This is a genomic window from Candidatus Accumulibacter sp. ACC012, assembly GCF_907163155.1.
Classification (GTDB): domain Bacteria; phylum Pseudomonadota; class Gammaproteobacteria; order Burkholderiales; family Rhodocyclaceae; genus Accumulibacter; species Accumulibacter delftensis.
In genome coordinates, this window is the sequence record NZ_CAJQUC010000002.1 from 309873 (window position 1) to 332326 (window position 22454).

General features: G+C 61.7%; 22 protein-coding genes and 2 pseudogenes. 12 read left to right on the plus strand and 12 right to left on the minus strand.

The annotated features are described in order from the left end of the window. Positions 1-11: 11 nt before the first annotated feature. The 3 genes and pseudogenes from QZ648_RS01915 to QZ648_RS01925 form a co-directional block, all read left to right on the plus strand. Positions 12-204: pseudogene (locus QZ648_RS01915) on the plus strand (MBL fold metallo-hydrolase); the annotation flags it as partial. A 187-nt stretch (positions 205-391) separates the two neighbouring features. Continuing rightward, positions 392-673, plus strand: coding sequence for a DUF1778 domain-containing protein (locus QZ648_RS01920; protein WP_291995929.1), 282 nt, complete (start codon positions 392-394; stop codon positions 671-673). Beyond that, positions 670-1176: a GNAT family N-acetyltransferase gene (locus QZ648_RS01925; RefSeq protein ID WP_291995930.1), complete on the plus strand. Its 507-nt coding sequence runs from the start codon at positions 670-672 to the stop codon at positions 1174-1176. Before QZ648_RS01920 ends, QZ648_RS01925 begins: the two co-directional genes overlap by 4 nt. Positions 1177-1211: 35 nt before the next feature. Here QZ648_RS01925 and QZ648_RS01930 read toward each other — a convergent pair whose 3' ends face one another. The 3 genes and pseudogenes from QZ648_RS01930 to QZ648_RS01940 form a co-directional block, all read right to left on the minus strand. After that, positions 1212-2510, minus strand: a complete 1299-nt coding sequence (locus QZ648_RS01930) for a thioredoxin family protein (protein WP_291995931.1) — start codon at positions 2508-2510, stop codon at positions 1212-1214. Between the two features lie 191 nt (positions 2511-2701). Further along, complete coding sequence (locus tag QZ648_RS01935; protein WP_291995932.1) at positions 2702-3121, minus strand: DsrE family protein; 420 nt, start codon at positions 3119-3121, stop codon at positions 2702-2704. 248 nt (positions 3122-3369) lie between these two features. Beyond that, positions 3370-3588, minus strand: a pseudogene (locus tag QZ648_RS01940) (ISAs1 family transposase); the annotation flags it as partial. 239 nt (positions 3589-3827) lie between these two features. Here QZ648_RS01940 and QZ648_RS01945 point away from each other — a divergent pair. Then, positions 3828-4037, plus strand: a complete 210-nt coding sequence (locus tag QZ648_RS01945; protein ID WP_291995933.1) for a hypothetical protein — start codon at positions 3828-3830, stop codon at positions 4035-4037. A gap of 286 nt (positions 4038-4323) precedes the next feature. Here QZ648_RS01945 and QZ648_RS01950 read toward each other — a convergent pair whose 3' ends face one another. After that, positions 4324-5472 (minus strand): tetratricopeptide repeat protein, encoded by a 1149-nt coding sequence (locus QZ648_RS01950; RefSeq protein WP_291995934.1) that lies wholly within the window; start codon positions 5470-5472, stop codon positions 4324-4326. Positions 5473-5575: 103 nt separating this feature from the next. On the opposite strand from QZ648_RS01950, the gene QZ648_RS01955 reads away from it, so the two are divergent. After that, positions 5576-7165 carry an IS66 family transposase gene (locus tag QZ648_RS01955; RefSeq protein WP_291995935.1) on the plus strand — a complete coding sequence of 530 codons (1590 nt, stop codon included), beginning with the start codon at positions 5576-5578 and terminating at the stop codon, positions 7163-7165. Positions 7166-7393: 228 nt separating this feature from the next. Here QZ648_RS01955 and QZ648_RS01960 read toward each other — a convergent pair whose 3' ends face one another. Continuing rightward, positions 7394-7657, minus strand: coding sequence for an iron-containing alcohol dehydrogenase (locus QZ648_RS01960; RefSeq protein WP_291996127.1), 264 nt, complete (start codon positions 7655-7657; stop codon positions 7394-7396). Positions 7658-8105: 448 nt separating this feature from the next. Next, positions 8106-8600 (minus strand): hypothetical protein, encoded by a 495-nt coding sequence (locus tag QZ648_RS01965; RefSeq protein WP_291995936.1) that lies wholly within the window; start codon positions 8598-8600, stop codon positions 8106-8108. A gap of 175 nt (positions 8601-8775) precedes the next feature. Between QZ648_RS01965 and QZ648_RS01970 the strand changes: the two genes are divergently transcribed. After that, a complete protein-coding gene (locus QZ648_RS01970; RefSeq protein WP_291995937.1) occupies positions 8776-8985 on the plus strand; it encodes a hypothetical protein in 210 nt (69 codons plus the stop codon). Positions 8986-9104: 119 nt separating this feature from the next. Here QZ648_RS01970 and QZ648_RS01975 read toward each other — a convergent pair whose 3' ends face one another. From QZ648_RS01975 to QZ648_RS01990, 4 genes are all read right to left on the minus strand, one after another. Continuing rightward, positions 9105-9503, minus strand: coding sequence for a hypothetical protein (locus tag QZ648_RS01975; RefSeq protein ID WP_291995938.1), 399 nt, complete (start codon positions 9501-9503; stop codon positions 9105-9107). Between the two features lie 340 nt (positions 9504-9843). Next, complete coding sequence (locus tag QZ648_RS01980) at positions 9844-10989, minus strand: glycerate kinase (protein ID WP_291995939.1); 1146 nt, start codon at positions 10987-10989, stop codon at positions 9844-9846. Positions 10990-11242: 253 nt separating this feature from the next. Then, entirely contained in the window at positions 11243-11575 is a 333-nt protein-coding gene (locus QZ648_RS01985; protein WP_291995940.1) for a thioredoxin family protein, read from the minus strand. A gap of 5 nt (positions 11576-11580) precedes the next feature. Further along, entirely contained in the window at positions 11581-12156 is a 576-nt protein-coding gene (locus tag QZ648_RS01990; protein ID WP_291995941.1) for a TetR/AcrR family transcriptional regulator, read from the minus strand. A 384-nt stretch (positions 12157-12540) separates the two neighbouring features. Here QZ648_RS01990 and QZ648_RS01995 point away from each other — a divergent pair, with 384 nt between their 5' ends. The 6 genes from QZ648_RS01995 to QZ648_RS02020 all read left to right on the plus strand — a co-directional run bounded on the left by QZ648_RS01995 (position 12541) and on the right by QZ648_RS02020 (position 19719). Further along, positions 12541-13290 carry an electron transfer flavoprotein subunit beta/FixA family protein gene (locus tag QZ648_RS01995; RefSeq protein WP_169066730.1) on the plus strand — a complete coding sequence of 250 codons (750 nt, stop codon included), beginning with the start codon at positions 12541-12543 and terminating at the stop codon, positions 13288-13290. Between the two features lie 2 nt (positions 13291-13292). After that, positions 13293-14225: an FAD-binding protein gene (locus QZ648_RS02000; protein WP_291995942.1), complete on the plus strand. Its 933-nt coding sequence runs from the start codon at positions 13293-13295 to the stop codon at positions 14223-14225. 22 nt (positions 14226-14247) lie between these two features. Next, positions 14248-14913 (plus strand): energy-coupling factor ABC transporter permease, encoded by a 666-nt coding sequence (locus tag QZ648_RS02005; RefSeq protein ID WP_291995943.1) that lies wholly within the window; start codon positions 14248-14250, stop codon positions 14911-14913. Between the two features lie 181 nt (positions 14914-15094). Further along, the gene (locus QZ648_RS02010; protein WP_291995944.1) at positions 15095-16897 is read left to right on the plus strand and encodes an acyl-CoA dehydrogenase C-terminal domain-containing protein; all 1803 of its coding nucleotides are present in this window, start codon (positions 15095-15097) and stop codon (positions 16895-16897) included. 226 nt (positions 16898-17123) lie between these two features. Continuing rightward, entirely contained in the window at positions 17124-17531 is a 408-nt protein-coding gene (locus QZ648_RS02015) for a thioesterase family protein (protein WP_169066727.1), read from the plus strand. Between the two features lie 193 nt (positions 17532-17724). Next, positions 17725-19719: an acetoacetate--CoA ligase gene (locus QZ648_RS02020; RefSeq protein ID WP_291995945.1), complete on the plus strand. Its 1995-nt coding sequence runs from the start codon at positions 17725-17727 to the stop codon at positions 19717-19719. A 260-nt stretch (positions 19720-19979) separates the two neighbouring features. Here the strand turns inward: QZ648_RS02020 and QZ648_RS02025 are convergent, their stop codons facing one another. Continuing rightward, on the minus strand, positions 19980-20789 hold the full coding sequence (locus QZ648_RS02025) for an EAL domain-containing protein (RefSeq protein ID WP_291995946.1): 810 nt from the start codon (positions 20787-20789) through the stop codon (positions 19980-19982). Between the two features lie 54 nt (positions 20790-20843). After that, entirely contained in the window at positions 20844-22403 is a 1560-nt protein-coding gene (malQ, locus tag QZ648_RS02030) for a 4-alpha-glucanotransferase (protein ID WP_291995947.1), read from the minus strand. Between the last annotated feature and the right edge of the window lie 51 nt (positions 22404-22454).

Below are 22454 nucleotides of genomic sequence, written 5' to 3' on the forward strand. Positions count from 1 at the left end.
GGAGAAACAAGATGAACATCACCTTTCTCGGCGCGGCGCAGCCCTGCGAAGTAACCGGTTCGTGCTACTTGGCCGAGACCGCAGACACGCGCCCTGGTGAACTGCCGCATGGTGCAGGGCAGGCGCGAGGCACCGGCGCGCAACCGAAAGCCGTTCGCATTCGACCCGGAATCCATAAATTGCGTGTTGCTGACTCATGCTAACACCAGTTCGTGGCGACCGCTGTCGCCGAGAAGCTGGCGGCCATGAACACCGCGACGTTCTTCGCTGAACTGACGGCTTTAACGGGCTCAACAACGGATCTGCTCACGAAACGGGAAAAATCGTACGATAAGGTGAAATTGACGAGTACGGCAGGCTGCCGTACTCTCATCGTCAGGAGGACAAGACTATGCCCGCAGCCATTTCTACCGTCCGCCTCGAAGCCAGGATCAGCACCGATCTGCATTCGATGCTCAAGCGCGCTGCTGAACTTCAGGGGCGGACCATGACCGACTTCGTGATCACCGCCGTTCAAGACGCAGCACAACGCGCCATCGAGCAAGCCGAAGTTATCCGCCTGTCCATGGCCGATCAGGAGTGCTTTGCTCAGGCGCTGCTGTCGCCACCTCAGCCGTCGCCGGCCCTGGAACGTGCTTTCGCTCGCCGTAGCAAGTTGCTGCGCGCTGAGTGAATAGCGCGCCGCTCGATGCGACACATGACCGAACGAAGTTCAACAGTACTTCCGAGCCGCTAGACCGCTACTTGCGGGAACACGTCACTCAGGATGTGCGCCGACGCGTTGTCGCCTGTTTTGTCGCGTTGGCTGAGGGGCACCGCATCGCGGGCTACTACACCTTGGCGTCGGCAAGCCTGTTGCTCGCCGATCTTCCGGCCAGCACCGGCAAGAAGCTACCGCGCTACCCGACCGTGCCAGCGGTACGCATGGGCCGCCTGGCCGTCGATCAGGGATTCAGGGGGCAAGGTCTAGGCGGTGCGCTACTGGCCGATGCGCTCGACCGTGCCGCTCGCTCGGAGATCGCGGCTTATGCCCTGATGGTAGACGGTAAAGACGAGGCGGCAGTGGCCTTCTACCGGCATCATGGATTTATCGCTTTGCCCGACTCTCCGCTGACGCTGTTCCTGCCCCTGGCAACCGCTCTTTCCGCTCGGAAAACGGACAACAAGGCACGCTAAGGCAGACGTTCTCGAAACGCGCCCTTTGGCGGCGACTAGATCGAGAACGATTTTCGAGAACACATCAGCCGGTGCACCAGCCATGAACCACCAAGCGCGCCGGCCAGCAAGGCCAGTGCCACGCGCAGATCGTTGAGCGCCGCCGGTGCAACAAGCAGCAGAACGCCCAGTCCCAGCATCATGCTGCCGGAAAGCAGTTTGAGGAACCGCCCTTCGCTCTCGGACATCTTGCGCGAGCCGAGGGTCCAGGTGAACACCAGTGTGATGATCATCAGCGGCATCACATAGACCAAACTGTAGAGTCCCAGATAGGCATAGTGCTGCCAGGGGGACAAGTCAGACAGGGTCAGCAGCCGCGTATAGACCATCGGGAATCCGGCGGTACACAGCAGCTCATACGAATTTGCCGCCACCGCCAGGGTAACCGTGCCGAGCGTCAGCGCCGGCATGCTGTCCGCCCGCAGCAGCCCGCGCACGTGCCGGTAGAGCCTGGGCTTGGCCGTGTCGGAGATGCTCAGCGAGATCCCCTTCTTGAACCAGAAATAGTCCTTGATGTTGATCAGCGCGATGATTATCGCCAGCATCCCTGCCACCGTCGTAACCATCGCGATCTCGCCCAGCCAGCGGAAAGCGTTCAGCCAGGCGGCCATGAACACGAAGTAGATCAGGCCCGAGAAGGAGAGGAAGACGGCGCCGATAAAGAGCATGCGTCGGCGGCTGCCCGCATGGACGAGCAGCGAAAGCAGGAATAGGAGCACAAAGAAGGCGCAGGGATTAAAAGCATCGAGTCCGGCGATGATCAGGGTGAAAACTGGCAACGACAGCTGCTCGGCCGTCACCCTGCCGAGCAACGGGAGATCGACACTCGGCACCCGCGCCATTGCCGCAGCGGGCTCAAACGTTGCCGGCATGCCCGTTTCGCGACACAAGCGCAGTCCTTCCTCCAGCGCGTGCCCGGTTCCTTCCGGCCGATCGAAACCGACGGTCATGCGGCCACAGAAGATAAAGGCTGGAACGTTACTCGCTTCTTGACTCAGAGCCTCCGCCATGGCGACATACGCCTTGGCCGCTTCCGCGTCGCTGCTGACGTCGCCACTGTGCACCAGCAACCATGGATAGCGGGCCGACAGCGCCTCGACGAACGGAGTCGCCGCCTGGCAATGCGGGCAGCTCCGAGTCCAGAAGAAGTACAAATGCACCTGCCGTTCGCCAGCGGTGTCGTGGTCGATCCACAGCGACGCATCGGCAGCGACTGGCGAGCAATAGACAGCGACGACAGTGAGCAGGCAGATCAGGCGCAAGACCCGAAGCAAGCCGGTGAGTCGTGTTCTCATCGCGTACCTTGCCGATAGTGAGCCGGCCGTGCTGGCTGAATGCCGCCTCGTCGCGGCCGGAGCTTCGACAGGCATGGCGGAAGGTTTCAGACAGCGCCTGTCATTTGCACCCGGTCCTACCCCTTTCTTCGCTCCTTTTTCACCGGTGCCGGTTGACGCAGCGCCAGAATCAACGCCTCGTGGTCAGGCGCTCACCACGACAAGGTCTTGGTGTCGTCCTTGAACAAGGCGTTACCAAGCAGCTCCGGGCTGCCGATTTTGAATCCCGGCAACAAGTCCGACGCTTCGACGTCGAATTGCTGCATGCAGTAGTGGCATATCAATACCGTCGCACCCTTGCTCATCAGTTCGGCGAGCGCCTTTTGATGATCGGCATGCTTCTCCGCGTACTTCCTGGACGCGAGAAGGATGCCGCTCTCGTTCAGCCAAATCGTCAACGAGTGTCCTCTGGCGCGTTGAAGCTCGGCAAAATGCAGAACGTGGCCAACCCGCCGTGTCGCATCGCTCGATAAAGCGATGAACAAGGGATCCTTATCCCCGGCGAAGACTGGGTTCGACAAACCGGAAACGATCAGCGCCAGGGCCAACAAGACAGTCTTGAAGAACTGCATACCTACCTCCGTGGAAAGCGGGTGAAACATTCGATCGTCGGTAATCACGACTATCGGCTATCCCAAGTATGCCCGGCCAGCGACCAATCGTCGTGTGGCATCTTGTCGCATCTCAGATCAGCAAGAGTGGCCCCCGACCTTCAGGCGGGCCTGTGCTTTACGACGAGAGAAATGGCCTCGGACTCCGCTGGCGAGATTCCTCAGCTCAACAAACCGCCTACAGGCAGGACAGGACAATCGCATGAATCTTATACAAGACCCAGGAGCTCGGCACGGAAGGAATCGGAAGTAGCGGCGATCAGGCGCTGAGTCTTGAGGCCACCCTTGCGCTTCACCGGGGGAAGGCGGAGGAGATTCAAGACGAACTGGCGCAGGACAGCCAAGTTGTGCGCGGCATGATCGGTGCAAGCCCGCATCTGATCGTCGCCAAAGACCACATCCATGCACCAGTGCAGGCTGTTCCCGACACGGCATGGCGCGCGTCACGGGAAGGGCTGGTTCATGAATGCGCTGCGTGAACATTGAGCACGCTCTGGCGCTGTTGGCTCGCGCCAAGGGTGATCTCTAGGTCCTGCGTCGACTGCGCGATGATCCGGATGCTCCCGCCTGGGTACTCGGCTTGCATGCTCAGCAGGCAGTTGAAAAAGCCATCAAGGTTGTGCTGTCCGGTTGCGAGCTAGCGTAGCCGCTTACCCACAACCTGGTAATGCTGTCGGAATTGCTACGCAACGTGCTTTGCTCGTTGCCACCGGACGTCGAGGCCTTCGGCAGCCTGACGCTCTTTGGTGTAGTCCTGCGCTACGAAGATGTCATTGATGATCCGTCGCCAGTCGTCGACGCTGTGTGGTGCGAGGCGCTGGTCACGAGAACGATTGACTGGACGTTCCAACAGCGGAGCGAAAAACACGCGCAGTAAGCAGAGAAAACGTGGCGCGACGAGAGTTCTCCACGAATGGGGAATGCCGGCCGTCGAAGCGGGTACGGGAGCGCACTACAAGAGTGTCGCTGCCAGCCAGGAAGCGAGCACGCTATCACTAGCCGGCAAGCCGCGACCGTAGGGCGCCAATGGCCGATCGAGCCGACGGCGGTCGGCCGCCCAATAGCGCAGCGTGCTCGCCGGCCGCTCCGCACAGAGACCGACGAGTATCGTGGTCTCCGCCCGATTGTCGCTGTTTGTGGCCGCCTAAGCCTTACCCGGATCATCACTTTCCTTGAGACCGCTGCTGAACTTGATCAGCCTCCTTGGCTCTTCCTGTAACTTTCAGAATATTTGCGTAACGCTTCGAATGCTCCGTACGAACGGGGTGCCCAAGAGGAAAAATCTTCTCGTCAATTGCAACACAACGAGTATAAATCTGTGCTGCCACATCATATTTCCCTTGCATCTCGCAGGAATCGGCGATAGCTGATAGTAAATTCGAGACGACCTCATTTTCACTGCCGATCGCCTTCTCCATAATGCGTAGCGCCTCGCGATAAGAATTCTCGGCTTCAGCATTTCTTCCCCACGCCAGGTATATATCCCCAAGAATCTTTCGATTGCCTACCATGGAGACATGATCAGCTCCAACGATCGACATCCTGAGACTGAAGGCACGCGCAACGAGTTTCTCAGCTTCTTCAAGTCGTAGTTGCCCGAGGTGAACTTGAGCCAATCCCTCCATAATTATCGGAATATTCGCACGAAGTCCGACCGGGATAGATGGGTCGTCAGCAGGCCACGCCTTTTCAACAGCCACCAGGGCGCGCTTGTTGAGCCGCTCGGCTTCGACATACTCCCCCTTTGCTGTCAGCAGATCTGCCAGAGTCGACGACGAAATTGCGGCAAACGGATGATTCGGCCCAAACCCCTTTTCCTTAATGGAAACAGAACGGCGCAGCAGGGATTCCGCCTTGGCAACATCGCCTGTATTCAAATAGATAGATGCCATTATTGACATTAACGCCGCGGTTTCTAGGTGCTCAGGGCCAATGGTCTTTTCAGAGATAGCAAGAGCACGCTCGGCAAATGGTTTTGCTTCTTCGTTCCGTCCTTTTCCGCGATATACGATTGCTAGCAAACTAAGCGATTCGACAGTACGAGAGTGTTCAGGCCCGAGCACGCGCTCGGCAGTTTCCAGGGCGCGTTGGGCCTCGGCTTCTGCGCTAACAAAGTCGTTACGCTCCATGGCGCGAAACGATGCTTGTTGATGCGCTTCGATCGACTGTGCAGTGTCAGCAGCACTCACCTCTCCAACGTGTCCGATCAAAAAAGCAGCCAGCAAACCAAATAGTAATCGACCCATCAAATCTCCTTCCGTCAGCAAAAATTCCGTTTCTGGATTTCTTGCAGAGCATGAGAATAAACCCATTCCAACTCACCGTAACCGTTCACTTCCCCTTAAGAAACGCCGCCAACACCATGTTTTGCGGCATAATTCATGACCATGACGACGACACGATAGCCGCGACGGGATGCGCCTGAGCAAGCATGATCTCTTCCAGATGGACGACGAGTGGCTGAAGAAGCTGCCGGCGGAGCTATTGCTGGAAGTATCGAAGCGACTGCTGCACGACGTCAAGGCGTTGCAGGATCAGCTGAATCAAAACCCGGGCAACAGCTCGCGGCCGCCGAGCACAAAGGCCCCGTGGGAGAAGGCGCGCGCCCCAGGCGTGGAGAAAGGCGCGCCAGCCCAGGCTGGCGCTGCCGATGGTGCTGGCGCCACGGCAGAGGGCCCGGCGCCGGCACAAGAGACTGTGCCGCCGGTAACCAAGGGCCCATCGTCCGGAAAGGGCTCGGGGAAGCGACCGGGCAAACAAACGGGTAGTCCGGGCCATGGTCGCACGCAAAAACTGGCGGTTACTGACCGTTGCGTGCACCGACCCGAGAACTGCGCGGCTTGTGGTGAAGCCCTGGCGGAGGATGCCGAGTCGCAGGCTTACACGGCCTGGGACGAGATCGACATCGCGCCGCCAGTCGAGGGCAGCATCGGGCTGATGTTCAGCGTGACGCGTCACACGCTGCTTGAAGTGCGCTGCGCTTGCGGGCACGTCAGCCGTGCCATGCCTTGGCGGGCGCCGCCCGACGCCCAGTGGGAAAAGGTTGAGCTGGGCGAATGGCGCTTGGTGGGTCCTCGTCTGGCCGGCGTGATCGTTCTGCTCGCGCTGCGGATGCGTCTGTCACGAGCGAGCATTCGCGAGCTCCTGCGGGAAGTCTTCGACCTGACGCTGAGCACCGGCGTGATCGATGAGACGATCCGGGAGGCGGGCCGTGCCAGCTTCCCACTGGAGGACGCGCTGGTGGCCGACGTCGTGCAGGTGGCGCAGTTGCACATCGATGAAACGTCGTGGCCGGAATCCGGCGTGCTGCTGTGGTTGTGGGCACTGGTCAGCACCTCTACGGTGCTGTACCTCATCGGCCCACGCACCCGGGAGATGCTTGAGAACGCCCTGCAAGACGGCTATACCGGCATTCTCATCAGCGATGGTTACGGGGTCTACAGAAACTGGGAAAACCGCCTGCGCTGCTGGCCGCACCTGATGCGCAAGCTGCGGGGGCTGGCCGAATCGAGCGATGGCCGGGTGTCCCGGGTTGGGCAGGAGATGGAAGCTATCCTGACAGCGCTGATGGCGGCCATCTACGCGGCGCGGCTCGATCCGCCGCCGCAAGCGCTGCCTGAGCGCTACGCCGCCGAGGTCAAACGGCTAAGGCACCTGTGCGAGCGGCATCAGACGGATGAACATCCGGCCCTGCGCAGTGTTGTGCGCGAGTTCCTCTATGACTGGAAAGTCATCCTGCGACCGCTCGCGGAGCCCCTGCTGCCGCTCTCCAACAACGCCGCCGAACAGGCGTTGCGACACTGGGTCATTTCACGCCGCATCAGTCACGGCACCCGTTCCGAAGAAGGATCCCGCGCCTTTGCTCTCCTGGCCAGCGTCATCGAGACCTGTCGCCGCCGCGGTGCCTCCGCCTGGCAGTACCTCGGCACCGTCATTGCTGCCGCTCGCAAAGGGTTACAGCTTCCCGCGCTTCCTACCATCCCGACCGCGGCATGGGGGGCGTGAACGATTACAACTCACCCCGCCGCGAAAAAGTTTGCGCAGGTCGTCCGGAACGATTTCTCGCGGCGGGTTGGTCAGCAGGCGCTGTTGCGCCCAGACACCCGTGGTCCGCGCCTCGAGTCAGCTTCGCCATAACCCACCCCGCCGATGTCGTTGGCAATGCCGGTAGACTTCATCATCTTGATCAACTGGCTGGCGAGGATTTCTGCGGCGTCTTCGTCGGTGGCCCCTTTACCTCTGCACCGAGGCAGTGCCCCGCGTGGATGTGGCGGCGCTCGCCGTGAACCGAAACACCGCGGGCGCATTGACGATGACGCTCATGCCGTGCGGCACCATCGGCTCGTCCTGCGGAGAACCCGCGGCGCGATAGTCGCGAACCAGTCCCGCCACGGAGTAAGCCATGCCATGTGGCACATGCACGCCCGTGTTGCCGAAAGCGATTCCGGCAAGCGTGGCGGCATACATCATCTTGTCGCGTGCTTCACATGTACCTATCCTTCTTGAATGGCGTTACCGTTTCGCGCTTTTTTTTTTCCGTGGCGCGGGTGATAATTCCTGCGTTACCAAGCGCCTGGTGTCAGCTTAGACGATTGCCGGAAAAGAACGTACCAGATTGCGCCGGATTTTCGGTCGGCTTCAAGACGCGACAACTGGCGCATAGTCGAACTATGCAACTGTTGTCGTAACACACACGACGGGCGAAAAGACAAGCAAGATGGTATGTTCTTTGACAGAAATCGCCTAAGCACGCGCATCCGCGCAGGCAGTCATCAGGCGGCAGTCTGCTGCCACCGGAAATCGAAGTCTTCGGCCCCGGCTCTGTCCATCGCTCGCGCCAACCACTTCACATTGCTGGAAATGCTTTGCGCAGCCGGCGGCCATTTCTGGCCGATTGTACGCATCCAGCCGTAACACCGAAAGCCGCTGCGCGCGCCCGCAATCGCTAATCCCGGCGATCTCCACCATGCTTGCCGTAGTTGCCGTAGCCCTTGTCTTTCTGCTGTTTGCCATGATGGTCATCCCGGCGTTCATCCTCTTGGTATTGGTGGGCGTCGCGTCGGTAGTCGCGGCGGTATTCGTCACGGTATTCCTCACGGCGATAGCGCTGCTGACCCTGATAGTAGGGAATGTATTCGCGCTGGTACCAGTTGTTCTGAACAAAGTAGACCCGCTCCCCGCAGGCACGGTACTTGTGACAATTCCTGCTCCAGTGCTTTGCGTGGCCGGGGGGAACGTTCAGGTAGATCGGCGGGCGCACGACCGGTACCCGCTCGATGATGATCGGCTGCGGGTACATCAGTTGCGGTGTTGGATAGCCGCCAAGGTCGATGCGACCATAGAAGCCGGGTTGGCCAATACTTACCGAGACGCCAATGTCGGTGGAAAGCGCCGCCGAGGTGGCGACGAGCAGTACGGCGGCGAAGAGGAGACGTTTCATGCTGGCCTTGTAGTTGTGTGGCAATCCCACGTAACGCAGCAAGCCCTTGGGCCGTTGACTACCTGCCTTCCTGGCGCGCCGAGTGACCCGGCGAGCGAGTGCTTGCGCTATCGCTGCGGCATGAGAAATGCATGTTGAAATCCCCCCCCCCCGCGATTGTCGTGCTGAAACTGTCGTGCCGAGGCGCGCCCTGGGTGCCGCCAGGGCGCTGCTTTGCAGCTGGAGCGCAAGTCGCTCGATCGCTACCAAGCACATGGTCACCGCGTGCGCCGCGCGCAACATCCTGACACTTCCGTGGGAGCCGACATCGCCGCCGCGCCTGATGGCCGCCCGTGCGCCCCCGCTCGGGGAGATGCGCGAGGGCTCCAAGGAAACGCTGATTTAATCGATTCGCGAAACTGCTGCTTCAATGCAGTCAATTCCTTGCGTTTCTGGCTCGACGGGAAAAACGTGTTAATCAGCCCTTACTTGGGTCGTAAGCCTTGATCCTGCCGTCAGCAAAATTTACCCGATAAGCTTGCTGCCGTGATCTGCATAAAGCGTCGCAGAGGAAGATTGCGAATCAGTCGAACGCTCCCCTTCTTCGGGAAAGCCGTAAGCAAATGCAAAATACTTCGTATTGAGGAAAGGCGCGATTGGTGATCGATTTGCCTCGGATTGGCGACTCAGGTCAAGAAGACACAGCCCATCTGTACCCAGGGCATAACGCATCGACCGAGTAATGTTTTTAGCATCCTCACCATGAAACCATCGTCCAGCCGGGAGGAAAGCATTTTCTCGGTAATCGTCATAACAGAGTCGTTGGCCGGTACTGACAACGGGATGGGGCAGCCTTTCCTGTGCTATGACTACCGTCGGCCAGACGACCACTGTTCCGAGCAAAGCCAGCCAATATTTAGTCACTTGATTCTCCTCACGTCACTCAACATGGAGCCAGTTTGCAAGGCAATTGAGGAGGGAGGTTGTGGAAATATTGGAGGTTTTTTAGGTGGTCGAAGTGGAATACAAACGCTGGGTTTATGTCTATGCGAGCTCATCAGAAGGTCAACCTGGGCAGCAAGTCGGAAGCTACCGTCATCCTGAAGTTTGCCGAGAGCAGTGCAGTATTCTGTCGGCTACGACCTGAGCTCCGAAAGTTTCAGCATTGCAGGAAAGGGCAGTGGCATCACCGTGAGGTTGGAGAAACCAGAACTCCTTTCGTCGCCGGCGCTTGAGGAAATGCGACACGGAGTGCGGCACGACACTAGCGCACTGGGCGGGAGGCGCTGAAGAAACAGCGCACCACTTGTTCCGTCGCCGCTTGCAGGAGCGAAGCCCCCCCCTGCATGGCCTGTTTGAGGGTCATTGGGCCGTGACAAAGGCTAAAGACGGCGTCGATGCCGATGTGGTGCAAATCGGTGAGGCGATCGCCGATGCCGCCGGCGATGGCCATGCACGGAATGCCCCGCTCCTTGGCCCGCTGGGCGACCCCGGCCGGGGCCTTACCGAAGGCGGTCTGGAAGTCGATCTGGCCCTCAGCCGTGATGACCAGATCGGCTCCGCTGAGATGGGCATCAAGCCCTACCAGGTCCAACACCAGGTCCACGCCACGGCGCAGTTCGGCGCCCAGAAAAGCATGCAGCCCGGCCCCCAGCCCGCCAGCGGCGCCGGCTCCCGGGAGGTCACGGACGTCCCGTCCCAGGTCAGAGGCGATGACATCGGCCAAATGGGCCAGACCTGCGTCGAGTTCCTCCACCTGTGCCGGCGAGGCGCCCTTCTGCGGGCCATAGACATGGGCCGCACCACGCGCTCCGAGCAGTGGGTTATCGACGTCGCAGATGGCTTCACAGCGCAGCCTGGCCAGGCGGGGATCCAGTCCGCCAGCATCGATGCGGTGGATTTGTCGCAGGGCACCGCCGACCGGCGGCACCGGCTTACCAGCGACGTCAAGAAAGCGCATGCCCAGGGCGGTCGCCATGCCAACGCCGCCGTCGTTGGTGGCACTGCCGCCGATACCCACGACGACGTGGCGAACTCCCATATCCAGTGCTGCACGAATTAGCTCGCCGGTTCCATAGGTCGTAGTCAGGCTTGGGTTGCGCTGCTGCGGGGTGAGCAGGGCCAGGCCGCTGGCCACCGCCATCTCCACCGCCACCAGCCCCAAGGCCGGGACATGACACAGGGTCGCCTGAATCGGCTCGCAGAGGGGGCCGCGCACCGTGACCACCCGCGCCTGGCCATCCAGCGCATCGATCAGCACTTCCGTCAACCCGTCGCCCCCGTCCGCCACGGGGACTTTGATAACCTCTGCCGCGGGGAAAGCCGCGCGCACTCCGCGCTCCATGGCCACAGCGGCAGCCATGGCGGCGAGGCTGCCCTTGAAGGCATTTGGTGCCAGGACGATCTTCATGTGGGGTCGCACCTCCCTGGTGAAAGCTAGGTCGCCAGCATCGCCGATGGACAGGAAATCAAGCGCCGGCGAGGGCCGCGTATGAGCGCCCACCAAGCGCAGTTGACTTCTCGCAGTTGGCCCGGCAAGCCCCTGATAGGCGGTCGCGGCCAAGCTGAAAGCGGTCGCCGTCTGCCGGCATTGATACGCTTGCGGCACGACTTCGAACGGCCACTTGTGGCGTGCTGCACACGCGCTTGCCGGCCGCGGGCACTTACACGGTGGCTGGAAACTGTGCGAGCGTACGCTCGATTTCGCGCGCATCGCCAGGCCGGACGAGGCGCGCGACTTCCTTGCCACGGTGCATGAAGACCAGGGTCGGCCAGAGCTTTACGCGAAATGATCGTCCCAGGGAGCGGCCAGGGCCGTCTTCGATCTTGATGTGCGCGAGCTGCGGATGATTGGCCAGGACCTGGGCGATCAATGGCTCGGCGGCACGGCAGTAGCCGCACCACGAGGCGCCGAACTCGACGATCGCGGGTACTTCGAGGGCATCGATCTCGATGCGCGAGGGTTCGCTCCCGGACGGGATTGGTGAAGCTTTCATGGGCTCTACTCCTTGACGATCAGTTCGGCAATCCAGTGCTTGAGCTCGCCAACCGCCGGATCGTAGCGCTCGCAGGCCATCAGGCTTTGCCCGAAGACATAGGCGTAGAGCAGCAGGCTGCGGCTCTTGGCTTCGTCGTCGGAGAGGCCGCGGCGGACGAAGAGTTGGCGTGTGCATTCCAGGCGCCAGGTGTCGACTTCCTCGACGATGGCCGCCGCCTGGGCGTCGCGTCGGGCCCATTCGCGCACCGCCAGTTCGATCGAGATCCCCTTGCGGTTGCGCGTTGCGCCATAGACATCGATCAGATGCAGTAGCTGTTCGCGCTCGTGGCCAGTACTGGCGCCCGTCTGCTTGTTGATATCGCGGATGCGGCCGTCGCGCCAGGTTTCGAGGACGCCGTCGACCAGATCCTGGCGGTCCTTGAAATGCCAGTAGAAGCTGCCTTTGGTGACGCCGAAGTTCTTGGCCAGGACTTCGATGCGCATCCCCTGCAGCCCTTGCTCGGCGAGAACATCAATGGCCGCTTCGATCCATTCGTCACGGTCGAGCCTTACGCGGGCGCTGGTCTTCTCGGTTTTCATCCTTGGCTGCTTCCTTAATTGGTCTCGCGCGTCGGGCAAACGGTAACAGTAGCGGTCGCTTGGCACACACCATCCATACGACATAGTATGGGCTATTGTCCGGTGCGCGTTCGGCAATGTCAAACGCTGGTTGTCGGCTCCATGCGTCGTGACCATGCTGACGAGCGGGGCTTTCCTGAATCGCGTAACTGAGGCAATATTGCTGGCTAGCGTCGCACTGTCCTCGCCGACGGTGTTGACAGCTGTTTTTCCATACGGTACCGTACGCCATCCATACGACAGAGTATGGCCTGTTTTCCGGTCAACGGTCAGCGCTGTTATCCGCGGGCTGTTGCCTTGGTCGCGATCAATGTCGATTACCTTGCAGTGATAAAGGAGAAAGTTTTGAAGATTCTCGTGCCAATCAAACGAGTGGTGGATTACAACGTCAAAGTGCGCGTCAAGGCGGACGCCAGCAACGTTGATCTGGCCAACGTCAAGATGTCGATGAACCCTTTCGACGAGATCGCTGTTGAAGAAGCGGTACGTCTCAAGGAAGCCGGGATCGCCAGCGAAGTGGTGGCCGTTTCGGCCGGCGTGGCCAACTGTCAGGAAACCCTGCGCACGGCGATGGCCATTGGCGCCGACCGCGGCATCCTGATCCAGAGCGATGTCGACCTGCAGCCGCTCGCGGTCGCCAAGCTGCTCAAGGCGGTGTGCGAGAAGGAGCAGCCGCAGATCGTCATCTGTGGCAAGCAGGCGATCGACGACGACGCCAACCAGACCGGACAGATGCTGGCTGGCCTGATGGGCTGGCCGCAGGCGACCTTTGCCTCCAAAATTGTCGTTGCCGGTCAGCAGGCGACGGTCACCCGCGAGATCGACGGCGGTTTGGAAAGCATCGAAATCGGACTGCCGGCGGTACTGACTACCGACCTGCGTCTCAACGAACCGCGCTACGCGACCCTGCCGAACATCATGAAAGCCAAGCGCAAGCCGCTCGAGACGACCAACCCGGAAGCCTTGGGTGTTGACGTGACGCCGCGCCTGAAAACCCTGAAGGTCGCCGAGCCGCCGAAGCGTAGCGCCGGCATCAAGGTGGCCGACGCCGCCGACCTGGTGATGAAACTCAAGACTGAAGCGAAGGTGATCTGATCATGGCCATACTCGTCATTGCTGAACACGACAATTCTTCGATCAAGGCGGCGACGCTCAATGCCGTGACTGCGGCGACCCGGATCGGCGCCGAGCTTCATCTGCTGGTTGCCGGCAGCGGCTGCGCGGCTGCCGCCGAAGCGGCGGCGAAAATCGCCGGCGTCGGCAAGGTCCTGCTCGCCGATGCCCCTCAATACGCTGACCAGTCGCCCGAAAACCTTGCCGCACTGGTCGTGGCCAATGCGGCTGCGTATGGCCACATCGTCAGCGCGGCAACAACGATCGGCAAGAACTTCATGCCCCGCGTCGCGGCGCTGCTCGACGTCGCGCAGATCTCGGAGATCGTCGCCGTCGAAGCGCCGGACACCTTTGTTCGCCCGATCTACGCGGGCAACGTCCTGGCCACCGTGCAGTCGAGCGATGCCGTCAAGGTGCTGACCGTGCGTACGACCGCTTTCGAAGCGGCGGGCGAGGGGGGCAGCGCCGCCGTCGAAAGCCTGGCTGCCGGTCCCGATCTCGCGCAGAGCAAGCTCATCAATCGCGAACTGACCAAGTCCGAGCGTCCCGAACTCTCGGCCGCCAAAATCATCGTCTCCGGCGGTCGCGGCATGGCTAACGGCGACAATTTTCACAAACTGCTCGAGCCGCTGGCCGACAAGCTGGGCGCTGCGGTGGGTGCCTCGCGGGCGGCAGTCGATGCCGGCTACGCTCCCAACGACTACCAGGTGGGCCAGACCGGCAAGATCGTTGCGCCGCAGTTGTACATCGCCGTCGGCATCTCGGGTGCGATTCAGCATCTGGCGGGAATGAAGGACAGCAAGGTGATCGTCGCCATCAACAAGGATGCCGAGGCACCGATCTTCCAGGTTGCCGATTACGGCCTGGTCGGCGACCTCTTCGAGGTCCTGCCGGCATTGCTCGCCGAGCTCGGCTGAACACAGTCGGGCAACGGGCAGCGTGAACCTGCCGGACGGCCTCCTCGGGAGTGGGTGGCTACTGCTGTCCTGGATGGCCTTCGTCGGGGTCGCGCTGCTTGCCCTGCGGCGGGCGCCGTGGCCTGTGCTGGCCGACGGCGCACGCCTGAATGCCTTCCTGGCGACCATCGTTGCCCTGATCGTACTCTGGCACCTGCAGGCCGGGGTCAAACCCGGCCTTTCGCTGCACCTGCTCGGGGCAACGGTGTTTACCCTGTGCTTCGGCTGGGCGCTGGCTTTTATCGGCCTCTGTCTGGTGCTGCTCGGGGTCGGCCTGAATGGTTTTGCCGGCTGGCAAAGCTTTGCCATAAACGCCTTGCTGATGGCCGGCGTTGGCGTTGCCGTCAGTCATACGCTACATCGCCTGGTCGATCACTTGCTGCCGCGCCACATGTTCGTGTACATCTTCTGCAAGGGCTTCTTTGCCGCGGCGCTGGCAGTGATTGCGGTCGGCCTGGCGGCGTGCACGCTGTTGGTGCTGGCGGGGACCTACGACGGTGATTACCTGGCTGCCGAATATCTACCCTATTTTCTGCTGCTCGGTTTTTCCGAGGCCTGGCTGTCGGGAATGATGGCGACCCTGTTTGCTGTTTATCGACCGGATCTTCTCGCCGACTTTGACGATGTGCAGTTCCTCGGAAAAAAGTGATGAGCGCAGGCGAAGGCGACGGCTATTGCGAGATCGATTGCACCCGCAATAGCACCCGCAATAGCACCCGCAATTGCACCCAAAATAGCGCCGCGAATAGTACCGACAAGTACCTACAATCCATCCCCAACGGTCTTGCCGCTGATGACCGTTTCCCCTGGCGAATTTGAAGGAGAATGAAATGAGTGAATACTTTGCCCCAATCCGCGATATGCAGTTCGTGCTCAATGAACTCGCCGGGCTCGAACAGGTGGCGCAGCTTCCCGGTTGCGAAGAGGCCACGCCCGATCTCGTTGACGCGGTTCTCGAAGAGGCCGCCAAGTTTGCCGAGGAAGTGCTGTCGCCGCTCAACATTCCGGGTGACCTCGAAGGCGCCAAGTGGCACGACAAGGCGGTGACCATGCCCGCCGGCTTCAAGGAGGCCTACAAGCTGTTCGCCGACAGTGGCTGGACGGCGCTGGCGTGCGAGCCGGAGTGGGGCGGTCAGGGCCTGCCGAAGGTGCTTGCGGCGGCGGTTGCCGAGATGTGGAAGTCGGCCAATCACTCCTTTTCTCTGTGCCCCTTGCTGACCAACGGCGCCATCGAGGCGTTGGTGCTCACCGGTTCCGAGAAGCTCAAGAAGGACTATCTGGAAAAGATGGTCAGCGGCGTGTGGACCGGGACCATGAACCTCACCGAGCCGAATGCCGGCTCCGACCTGGCCGCCGTGCGCACCCGTGCCGAGCCGCAGGCCGACGGCAGCTACAAGATTTTCGGGCAGAAGATTTTCATCACCTATGGCGACCACGACATGGCCGCGAACATCGTCCATTTGGTACTGGCGCGGACACCGACGGCTCCCGAAGGCGTCAAGGGCATTTCACTGTTCGTCGTACCGAAGTTCATGGTCAATGACGACGGCAGCCTTGGCGAGCGCAACGACGCCTATTGCGTATCGATCGAGCACAAGCTGGGCATTCACGCCAGCCCAACGGCGATCATGGCTTTCGGCGACCATGGCGGCGCTGTCGGCTACCTCGTCGGCGAAGAGAATCGTGGTCTCGAGTACATGTTCATCATGATGAACGCCGCGCGCTTCGGCGTCGGCCTGGAAGGCGTTGCCGCTTGCGAGCGCTCGTATCAGCGGGCGCGCGACTACGCCCGCGACCGTATCCAGTGCACCGATATCGGCGAGCGTGGCGGGCCGAAAGTGGCGATCATCGCGCATCCCGACGTGCGCCGCATGTTGATGACCATGCGCGCCCACGCCGAGGCGACACGGGCGCTGGCTTATGTGGTTGCCGCCGCCCACGACGCCGCCATTCACCATCCCGACGCCGCCGAGCGCAAGCGCAACCAGGCTTTCGTCGATCTGATGATCGGCGTGGTCAAGGGCTGGAGCACCGAGAGCGGGGTGAGCATGGCGTCGATGGGAATTCAGGTGCATGGCGGCATGGGTTACATCGAAGAAACCGGTGCTGCGCAGCACCTGCGCGACGCGCAGATCTCGACGATCTACGAGGGCACCACGGCCATTCAGGCCAACGACGTGATCGGTCGCAAGATCGCCCGCGAAGGCGGCGCCACGCTGCAGGCACTGATCGCCAGCATGCGTGCCTTTGACGCCGAACTGGCTGAACTGGCCGGGCAGGCGGGCAGTCATTTCGTCGCCATTCGCAAGCGCTTGACGGCTGGCGTCGAGGCGCTGGCAGAAGCCGGCGACTGGGTGGTGGCCACTTATCGCAACGATGTTCGTGCGGCATCGGCAGGTTCGGTTCCCTTCCTGACCTTGCTCGGCATCGTCGCCGGCGGTTGGCAAATGGCGCGCGCGGCAGTGATCGCGCAGAGCAAAATCGACGCCGGCGACGCCGATCCCTTCTACGCGGCAAAAGTGGTCACCGCGCGTTTCTACGCCGACCACATCCTGTCGCGGGCAGCCGGGCTGGCGAGTAGCGTCACCGACGGTGCCGTCGGCGTGATGGCTTTGCCGGAAGACATGTTCTAGGCAGCTGTAATGTGAAAGTCGCGTAAGCGACTCACGAAACTCCCTTCTCTCCTCGCGGGAGAAGGGTCAGGGGGGGACGGTCATGGCTTTCATCCGAAATGTCATGACCGTCAGCGAGGAAGGCGGCCCGCCGGCGGTTTGGCCGTTTTCGTGCACCCGCGCCGGCGATCGCCAATCGTCGGCGTACCTTTTCAGCAGTCGCCGTGCATCAAGTACAGGAAGCACCATGCCAACAAGCCAACGCAAGCTCGTCCAGACCAGCCTGATGTCCATCCGCTGGGGCGACATGGACGCCTACGGACACGTCAATAACACCGTCTATTTTCGCTACATGGAGCAGTGTCGCGTCGAGTACCTCGAAACACTGGGTTTCAAGGTGCTGCCGCGCGGCACGGCACCGGTGATCATCAACGCCGCGTGCACCTTCCTGGTGCCGCTCAACTACCCGGGCCTCGTCGAAGTACGTATGTTCTGCGCTCATCCCGGCCGCAGCAGCGTGCAGACGCATTACGAGATTCGCCTGCAAGACAAGGAGACCCTCTACGCCACCGGCGATTCCAAGATCGTCTGGATGGACGTGGCCAGCGGCAAGTCGGTGCCGATTCCCGAGGAGTGGCGAGCACAGTTGTCGTAAGGCGATTTCTGTCAAAGAACCTACCATCTTGCTTGTCTTTTCGCCCGTCTTCTGTGTTACGACAACAGTTACGTAGTTCGACTATGCGCCTGTTGTCGCGCCTTGAAGACGACCGAAAATCCGGCGCAATCTGGTAGGTTCTTTTCCGGCAATCGCCTAAATGCTTTTTACATCGCAGCAAGGAGGAGGGGACATGGACCAGCAGGCTCTCTGGCGCCCAAGCGCCGAACGTATCGCCGGCGCCCGGCTCAGCGCTTTCATGGCTGCCGTCAATAGCCGCTGGAATGCCGCTTGCAGCGACTATCCCAGCCTCTGGCGCTGGTCGGTGGCCGAGCCGGAGGCGTTCTGGACGTCGGTCTGGGACGAGTGCGGAGTGCTCGGCGAACGCGGCGAGCGCATTCTCGAAGACGGCAAGCGCATGCCTGGCGCGCGCTGGTTCCCGCAAGCGCAGCTCAATTACGCGCAGAATCTGCTGTGCAGCGGCGGCGAAGAAGTAGACCAGGCCGACACCGACGCCCTGGTCTTCTGGGGCGAAGACCAGGTCAAACGACGTCTCTCCAGGGCCGAGCTGTACGCGCAAGTCTCACGCTGTGCGCAGGCCCTGCAGGCGACCGGCGTCGGTCGCGGCGATCGCGTCGCCGCCTACCTGCCGAACATGCCGGAAGCCCTGATCGCCATGCTGGCCACGGCTTCGCTCGGCGCCATCTGGTCGTCGGCGTCGCCCGACTTTGGTGTCCAGGGTGTGCTCGATCGTTTCGGGCAGATCGAAGCCAAGGTGCTGCTCTGCGTCGATGGCTACTGGTACAACGGCAAGCGCATCGACTGCACGGCCAAGAATCTGCAGATTGCCGCCCAGATGTCGACCGTCGAGCGCTGTGTCGTGGTTTCCTACCTCGACCCAAGCCCGGACGTTGCCGCGCTGCGCAAAGGCCAGCGCTACGCCGACTTCATTGCGCCGTTCACCGCCGGCCGGATCGATTTCGTGCCGCTGCCTTTCGAGCACCCGCTGTTCATCATGTTTTCCTCGGGAACCACCGGCGTTCCCAAATGCATCGTGCACTGCCATGGCGGCGCGCTGCTGCAGCATCTCAAGGAGCATCAGCTACACAGCGACGTGCAGCCCGGCGACCGCTTGTTCTACTTCACCACTTGCGGCTGGATGATGTGGAACTGGCTGGTGTCCGGGCTCGCTTCGCAGGCGACACTACTGCTCTACGACGGTTCGCCGTTCATCGCCGGCGCCTCGGGAAAAGCCGGAACGATCCTTTTCGATTACGCCGACGCCGAGCGCATGACGCACTTCGGCACCTCGGCCAAGTTCATCGACGCGCTCGCCAAGACCGGCCTCAAACCACGCGAAACCCACCGTCTGCGGCCACTGCGGGCAATGTTCTCGACGGGCAGCCCGCTGGCGCCGGAAAGCTTCGACTACGTTTATCAAGACATCAAAGGCGAGCTGCTGCTGGCGTCGATTTCTGGCGGCACAGACATCCTCTCGTGCTTCGCGCTCGGCAGCCCGATTCTTCCCGTATACCGCGGCGAACTGCAGTGCCGCGGCCTGGGCATGGCGGTCGACGTCTTCGACGACGATGGCCAGCCGATTCCCGCCGCTCGTGGCGAGCGCGGCGAGCTGGTCTGCACTGCGCCGTTCCCGGCCATGCCGGTCGGTTTCTGGAATGACCCCGACGGCGCCAAGTATCACGCCGCTTACTTCGATCGCTTTGCGAACATCTGGTGCCACGGCGATTTTGTCGAACTCACTGCCCACGAAGGAATGATCATCTACGGCCGCTCGGATGCCGTTCTCAACCCAGGCGGTGTGCGCATCGGCACTGCCGAGATCTATCGCCAGGTCGAGCAATTGCCGGAAGTCGTCGAGTCGCTGGTCATCGGCCAGGAGTGGCAGCACGATGTGCGCGTCGTGCTGTTCGTCAAGCTGCGCGAAGGAATGACGCTCGACGACGCGCTGATCGAGCGCATCAAGCAGCAGGTCCACCAGAACACCACGCCACGGCATGTGCCAGCAAAGGTGCTGCAGGTCGCCGATATTCCGCGCACCAAGAGCGGCAAGATCGTCGAGTTGGCGGTGCGCCACATCGTCCACGGCCGGGCGGTGAAGAACGTCGAGGCACTGGCCAACCCCGAGGCGCTGGCGTATTTCCGGGATCGGGACGAACTGCGCAGTTGAGCCAGGGCCCAAGCACTCGCATGGCATTGGGAACCCGAGAGGTCGGTGGCTGCACTGCAGGAAGCGCTGGCGATCCTGCGCGGCCTGCAGTCAGCCGGCCTCGATATCGAGGACCTCGACGCCATGCTTCAGTACTGCGAGCAGGCTCTCGGGGAGTGAGTCTGCGCGTGCTCAGGCACGCGAGCGCGAAAAAAGCACCAGGAACTGCAGCGACACGCGCTTCGCCCGGCCGGCGACACGCTGTGCCGACGTGCCGGAACCTAGACCGGCTTGGCAGTGAAGCGGTTTGTCTCGGGGCAGGAGCTGGTTTTCCCCCATTTCTCGTACCAGGCGATGAACTCGGCGATGGCCAGCGGCGGCGAGAAGTGGTAGCCCTGTCCCCACTGCACGCCGGCGGCGCGCAGGGCCTGCAACTGGGTGTCGGTTTCGATGCCTTCAGCGACGACGGTAAGTTCGCTCGCCTGCAGGAGTCCGGCCAGGCTACGCAACCAGTCCGGATGTGGGCACTCCGGGGTGATCTCGGCAGTCAGCAGGCGGTCGAGCTTGATGACCTGGAAGTTGCAACGCGAAATGAGCGCCAGATTGGTGCCGCTCATCATCACGTCGTCGAGGGCGAGCTTGATGCCGCCATGAAACATGCTGTTGAGGGCCATCAAACCGAGCTGGTCGGGAATTCCGCGCTCGGTCACTTCGAGAATCAGCTGCGCGCGAAACTCGCCGAGACCGGACTTGACGGCGGCGTACTCCAGGCCGCCGCGACCGAGGATTTCGGGCGGCACGTTGAGGCTGAGATGGGCCTGCGGGTGCGCGCGCAGCCAGCCGCTGACTTCGACAGCCAGCGTGTCGATCAGCCAGTAGGTAATCAGCCCGGAGAGCGGGGTGTTATCCGCCAGCGGGATGAATTCGTCGGGAAGAACGACGGCGCCGTCAGGTCGCCGCCAGCGAATGAGCGCTTCTGCCCCCAGGCAGCTGTGATCGCCGAGGGAAACCATGGGCAGGTACTCAACGAAGAACTCGCCCTTGTTCAGGCCAGTGTGGATCGCGTTTAGCTCGGTCGAAGCGAGCATCATCTGCTGACGGGTACTGGTCGTGACGAGCTTGAGACGACGGCCTGCAGGTGATGATCAGCTTGCGTCGGCTTCATCGGGGTGCTGGCTCGCGTAGTCGCGGCCGTAGAGGCAGGTCAGATCGAACAGGCGTTCGGAGTGCCAGGCTGCGACCTGATCCCAGCGGTAACGCCATTCCCACGATCCCCCGCCGACACCTGGCTGGTTCATGCGGTGCGTGCTATCGAGGGCCAGTGCATCCTGCATCGGTATGACGCAATAGCGGGCCACCGAGGAAAACGCGAGACGGATCAGATACCAGCACAGTTCCTCGCTGTTCTCGCTGCCGACGCCCAGGTAGGTGTGCACGCGGTCCTTTTCGCTCTGTTCGAGCGATTCCCACCAGCCGCAGGTGGTGTCGTTGTCGTGCGTGCCGGTGTAGACGACGGTATTGGCATCGTAGTTGTGCGGCAGATAGGGGTTTCTGGCGTCGTCGCCGAAGGCGAAGTGCAGGATGCGCATGCCCGGCAGCCCGACATCCTCGCGCAGCTTCTTGACCGGCGGGGTGATGATGCCGAGGTCTTCGGCGATGATCTTGAGCTGGCCATGTTCGTCGGCCAGCTCGCGACGCATGGCGGCGAACACGGCGGCGCCCGGCCCCGGTTGCCAGAGGCCGTCGATGGCCGTTTCGGCCGCGGCCGGAATTTCCCAGTACGACTCGAAGCCGCGGAAATGATCAATGCGCACGATGTCGCAGAGGGTCATCATTTGCCGCATGCGATCTACCCACCAGAGATAGTGCTCGGCGGCGTGTGCCGACCACAGGTAGAGCGGGTTTCCCCAGCGCTGTCCGGTCTCGCTGAAGTAGTCCGGCGGGACTCCGGCGACGACGCGCGGACGACCGCTCTTGTCGAGGTCGAAAAGCCCCGGGTTTGCCCACACATCGGCGCTATGCTCGGCGACAAAGATCGGCAGGTCGCCGACGATCTCGACGCGATGGGCGTTGGCGTAGGTTTTGAGCTTGGCCCACTGTGTGTAGAAGCACCACTGCGAGAACTTCCAGAAGTTCATTTCGTCGGCGTGTGCGCGTTCCGCCGCGCGCAGCGCCTCCGGCTGGCGGTGCGCAAGCTCGGCCGGCCACTGCTGCCAGATCGTTCCGTTGTCACCGCCATGGGCGATATCCAGCGCCTTGAACAACGCGTAATCGTCGAGCCAGGCGCGGGAATCGGCGCAGAAGGCAGCGAATGCCGCCTGTTCCGGGGTCTTCCCGCAGGCGAAGAAGCGCGCGGCGGCGCGCCGCAACTGGTCCATCCTGAAAGGTCGCACGGCTGCATAGTCGATACGCTGTTCGGGGAAAGCCGGAGCTTCGGCGAGATCGGCGGGGGTCAGCCAGCCGGCGTCCTGCAGTTGCACCAGGTCGATCAGCAACTCGTTGCCGGCGAAAGCGGAGGGACTGGAGTAGGGCGAGTTACCGGGTCCAAGGCCGGTCAGCGGCAGGAGTTGCCACAGCGACTGGCCGCCGGCAACCAGCCAGTCGACGAAGTGGAAAGCGGCAGTGCCGAGGTCGCCCGAGCCATGCGGTCCGGGCAAGGAGGTCGGGTGCAGAAGAATGCCGCTTTGGCGGGGAGCTGAGTTCATCCGGATCTCTTTTTTTGATTAAAGCCATCGCCCGCTGGCGAGCGGTGGAGC

Coding starts and splice junctions, on each gene's coding strand:
- QZ648_RS01930 (WP_291995931.1), bottom strand. CDS start 2,510: ATGAGAACACGACTCACCGGCTTGCTTCGGGTCTTGCGCCTGATCTGC.
- QZ648_RS01955 (WP_291995935.1), top strand. CDS start 5,576: ATGCGCCTGAGCAAGCATGATCTCTTCCAGATGGACGACGAGTGGCTG.
- QZ648_RS02015 (WP_169066727.1), top strand. CDS start 17,124: ATGCCAACAAGCCAACGCAAGCTCGTCCAGACCAGCCTGATGTCCATC.
- QZ648_RS01980 (WP_291995939.1), bottom strand. CDS start 10,989: ATGAAGATCGTCCTGGCACCAAATGCCTTCAAGGGCAGCCTCGCCGCC.
- QZ648_RS01950 (WP_291995934.1), bottom strand. CDS start 5,472: ATGGGTTTATTCTCATGCTCTGCAAGAAATCCAGAAACGGAATTTTTG.
- QZ648_RS01965 (WP_291995936.1), bottom strand. CDS start 8,600: ATGAAACGTCTCCTCTTCGCCGCCGTACTGCTCGTCGCCACCTCGGCG.
- QZ648_RS02010 (WP_291995944.1), top strand. CDS start 15,095: ATGAGTGAATACTTTGCCCCAATCCGCGATATGCAGTTCGTGCTCAAT.
- QZ648_RS01935 (WP_291995932.1), bottom strand. CDS start 3,121: ATGCAGTTCTTCAAGACTGTCTTGTTGGCCCTGGCGCTGATCGTTTCC.
- QZ648_RS01985 (WP_291995940.1), bottom strand. CDS start 11,575: ATGAAAGCTTCACCAATCCCGTCCGGGAGCGAACCCTCGCGCATCGAG.
- QZ648_RS01920 (WP_291995929.1), top strand. CDS start 392: ATGCCCGCAGCCATTTCTACCGTCCGCCTCGAAGCCAGGATCAGCACC.
- QZ648_RS02020 (WP_291995945.1), top strand. CDS start 17,725: ATGGACCAGCAGGCTCTCTGGCGCCCAAGCGCCGAACGTATCGCCGGC.
- QZ648_RS01990 (WP_291995941.1), bottom strand. CDS start 12,156: ATGAAAACCGAGAAGACCAGCGCCCGCGTAAGGCTCGACCGTGACGAA.
- malQ (WP_291995947.1), bottom strand. CDS start 22,403: ATGAACTCAGCTCCCCGCCAAAGCGGCATTCTTCTGCACCCGACCTCC.
- QZ648_RS02000 (WP_291995942.1), top strand. CDS start 13,293: ATGGCCATACTCGTCATTGCTGAACACGACAATTCTTCGATCAAGGCG.
- QZ648_RS02025 (WP_291995946.1), bottom strand. CDS start 20,789: ATGATGCTCGCTTCGACCGAGCTAAACGCGATCCACACTGGCCTGAAC.
- QZ648_RS01945 (WP_291995933.1), top strand. CDS start 3,828: ATGCTGTCGGAATTGCTACGCAACGTGCTTTGCTCGTTGCCACCGGAC.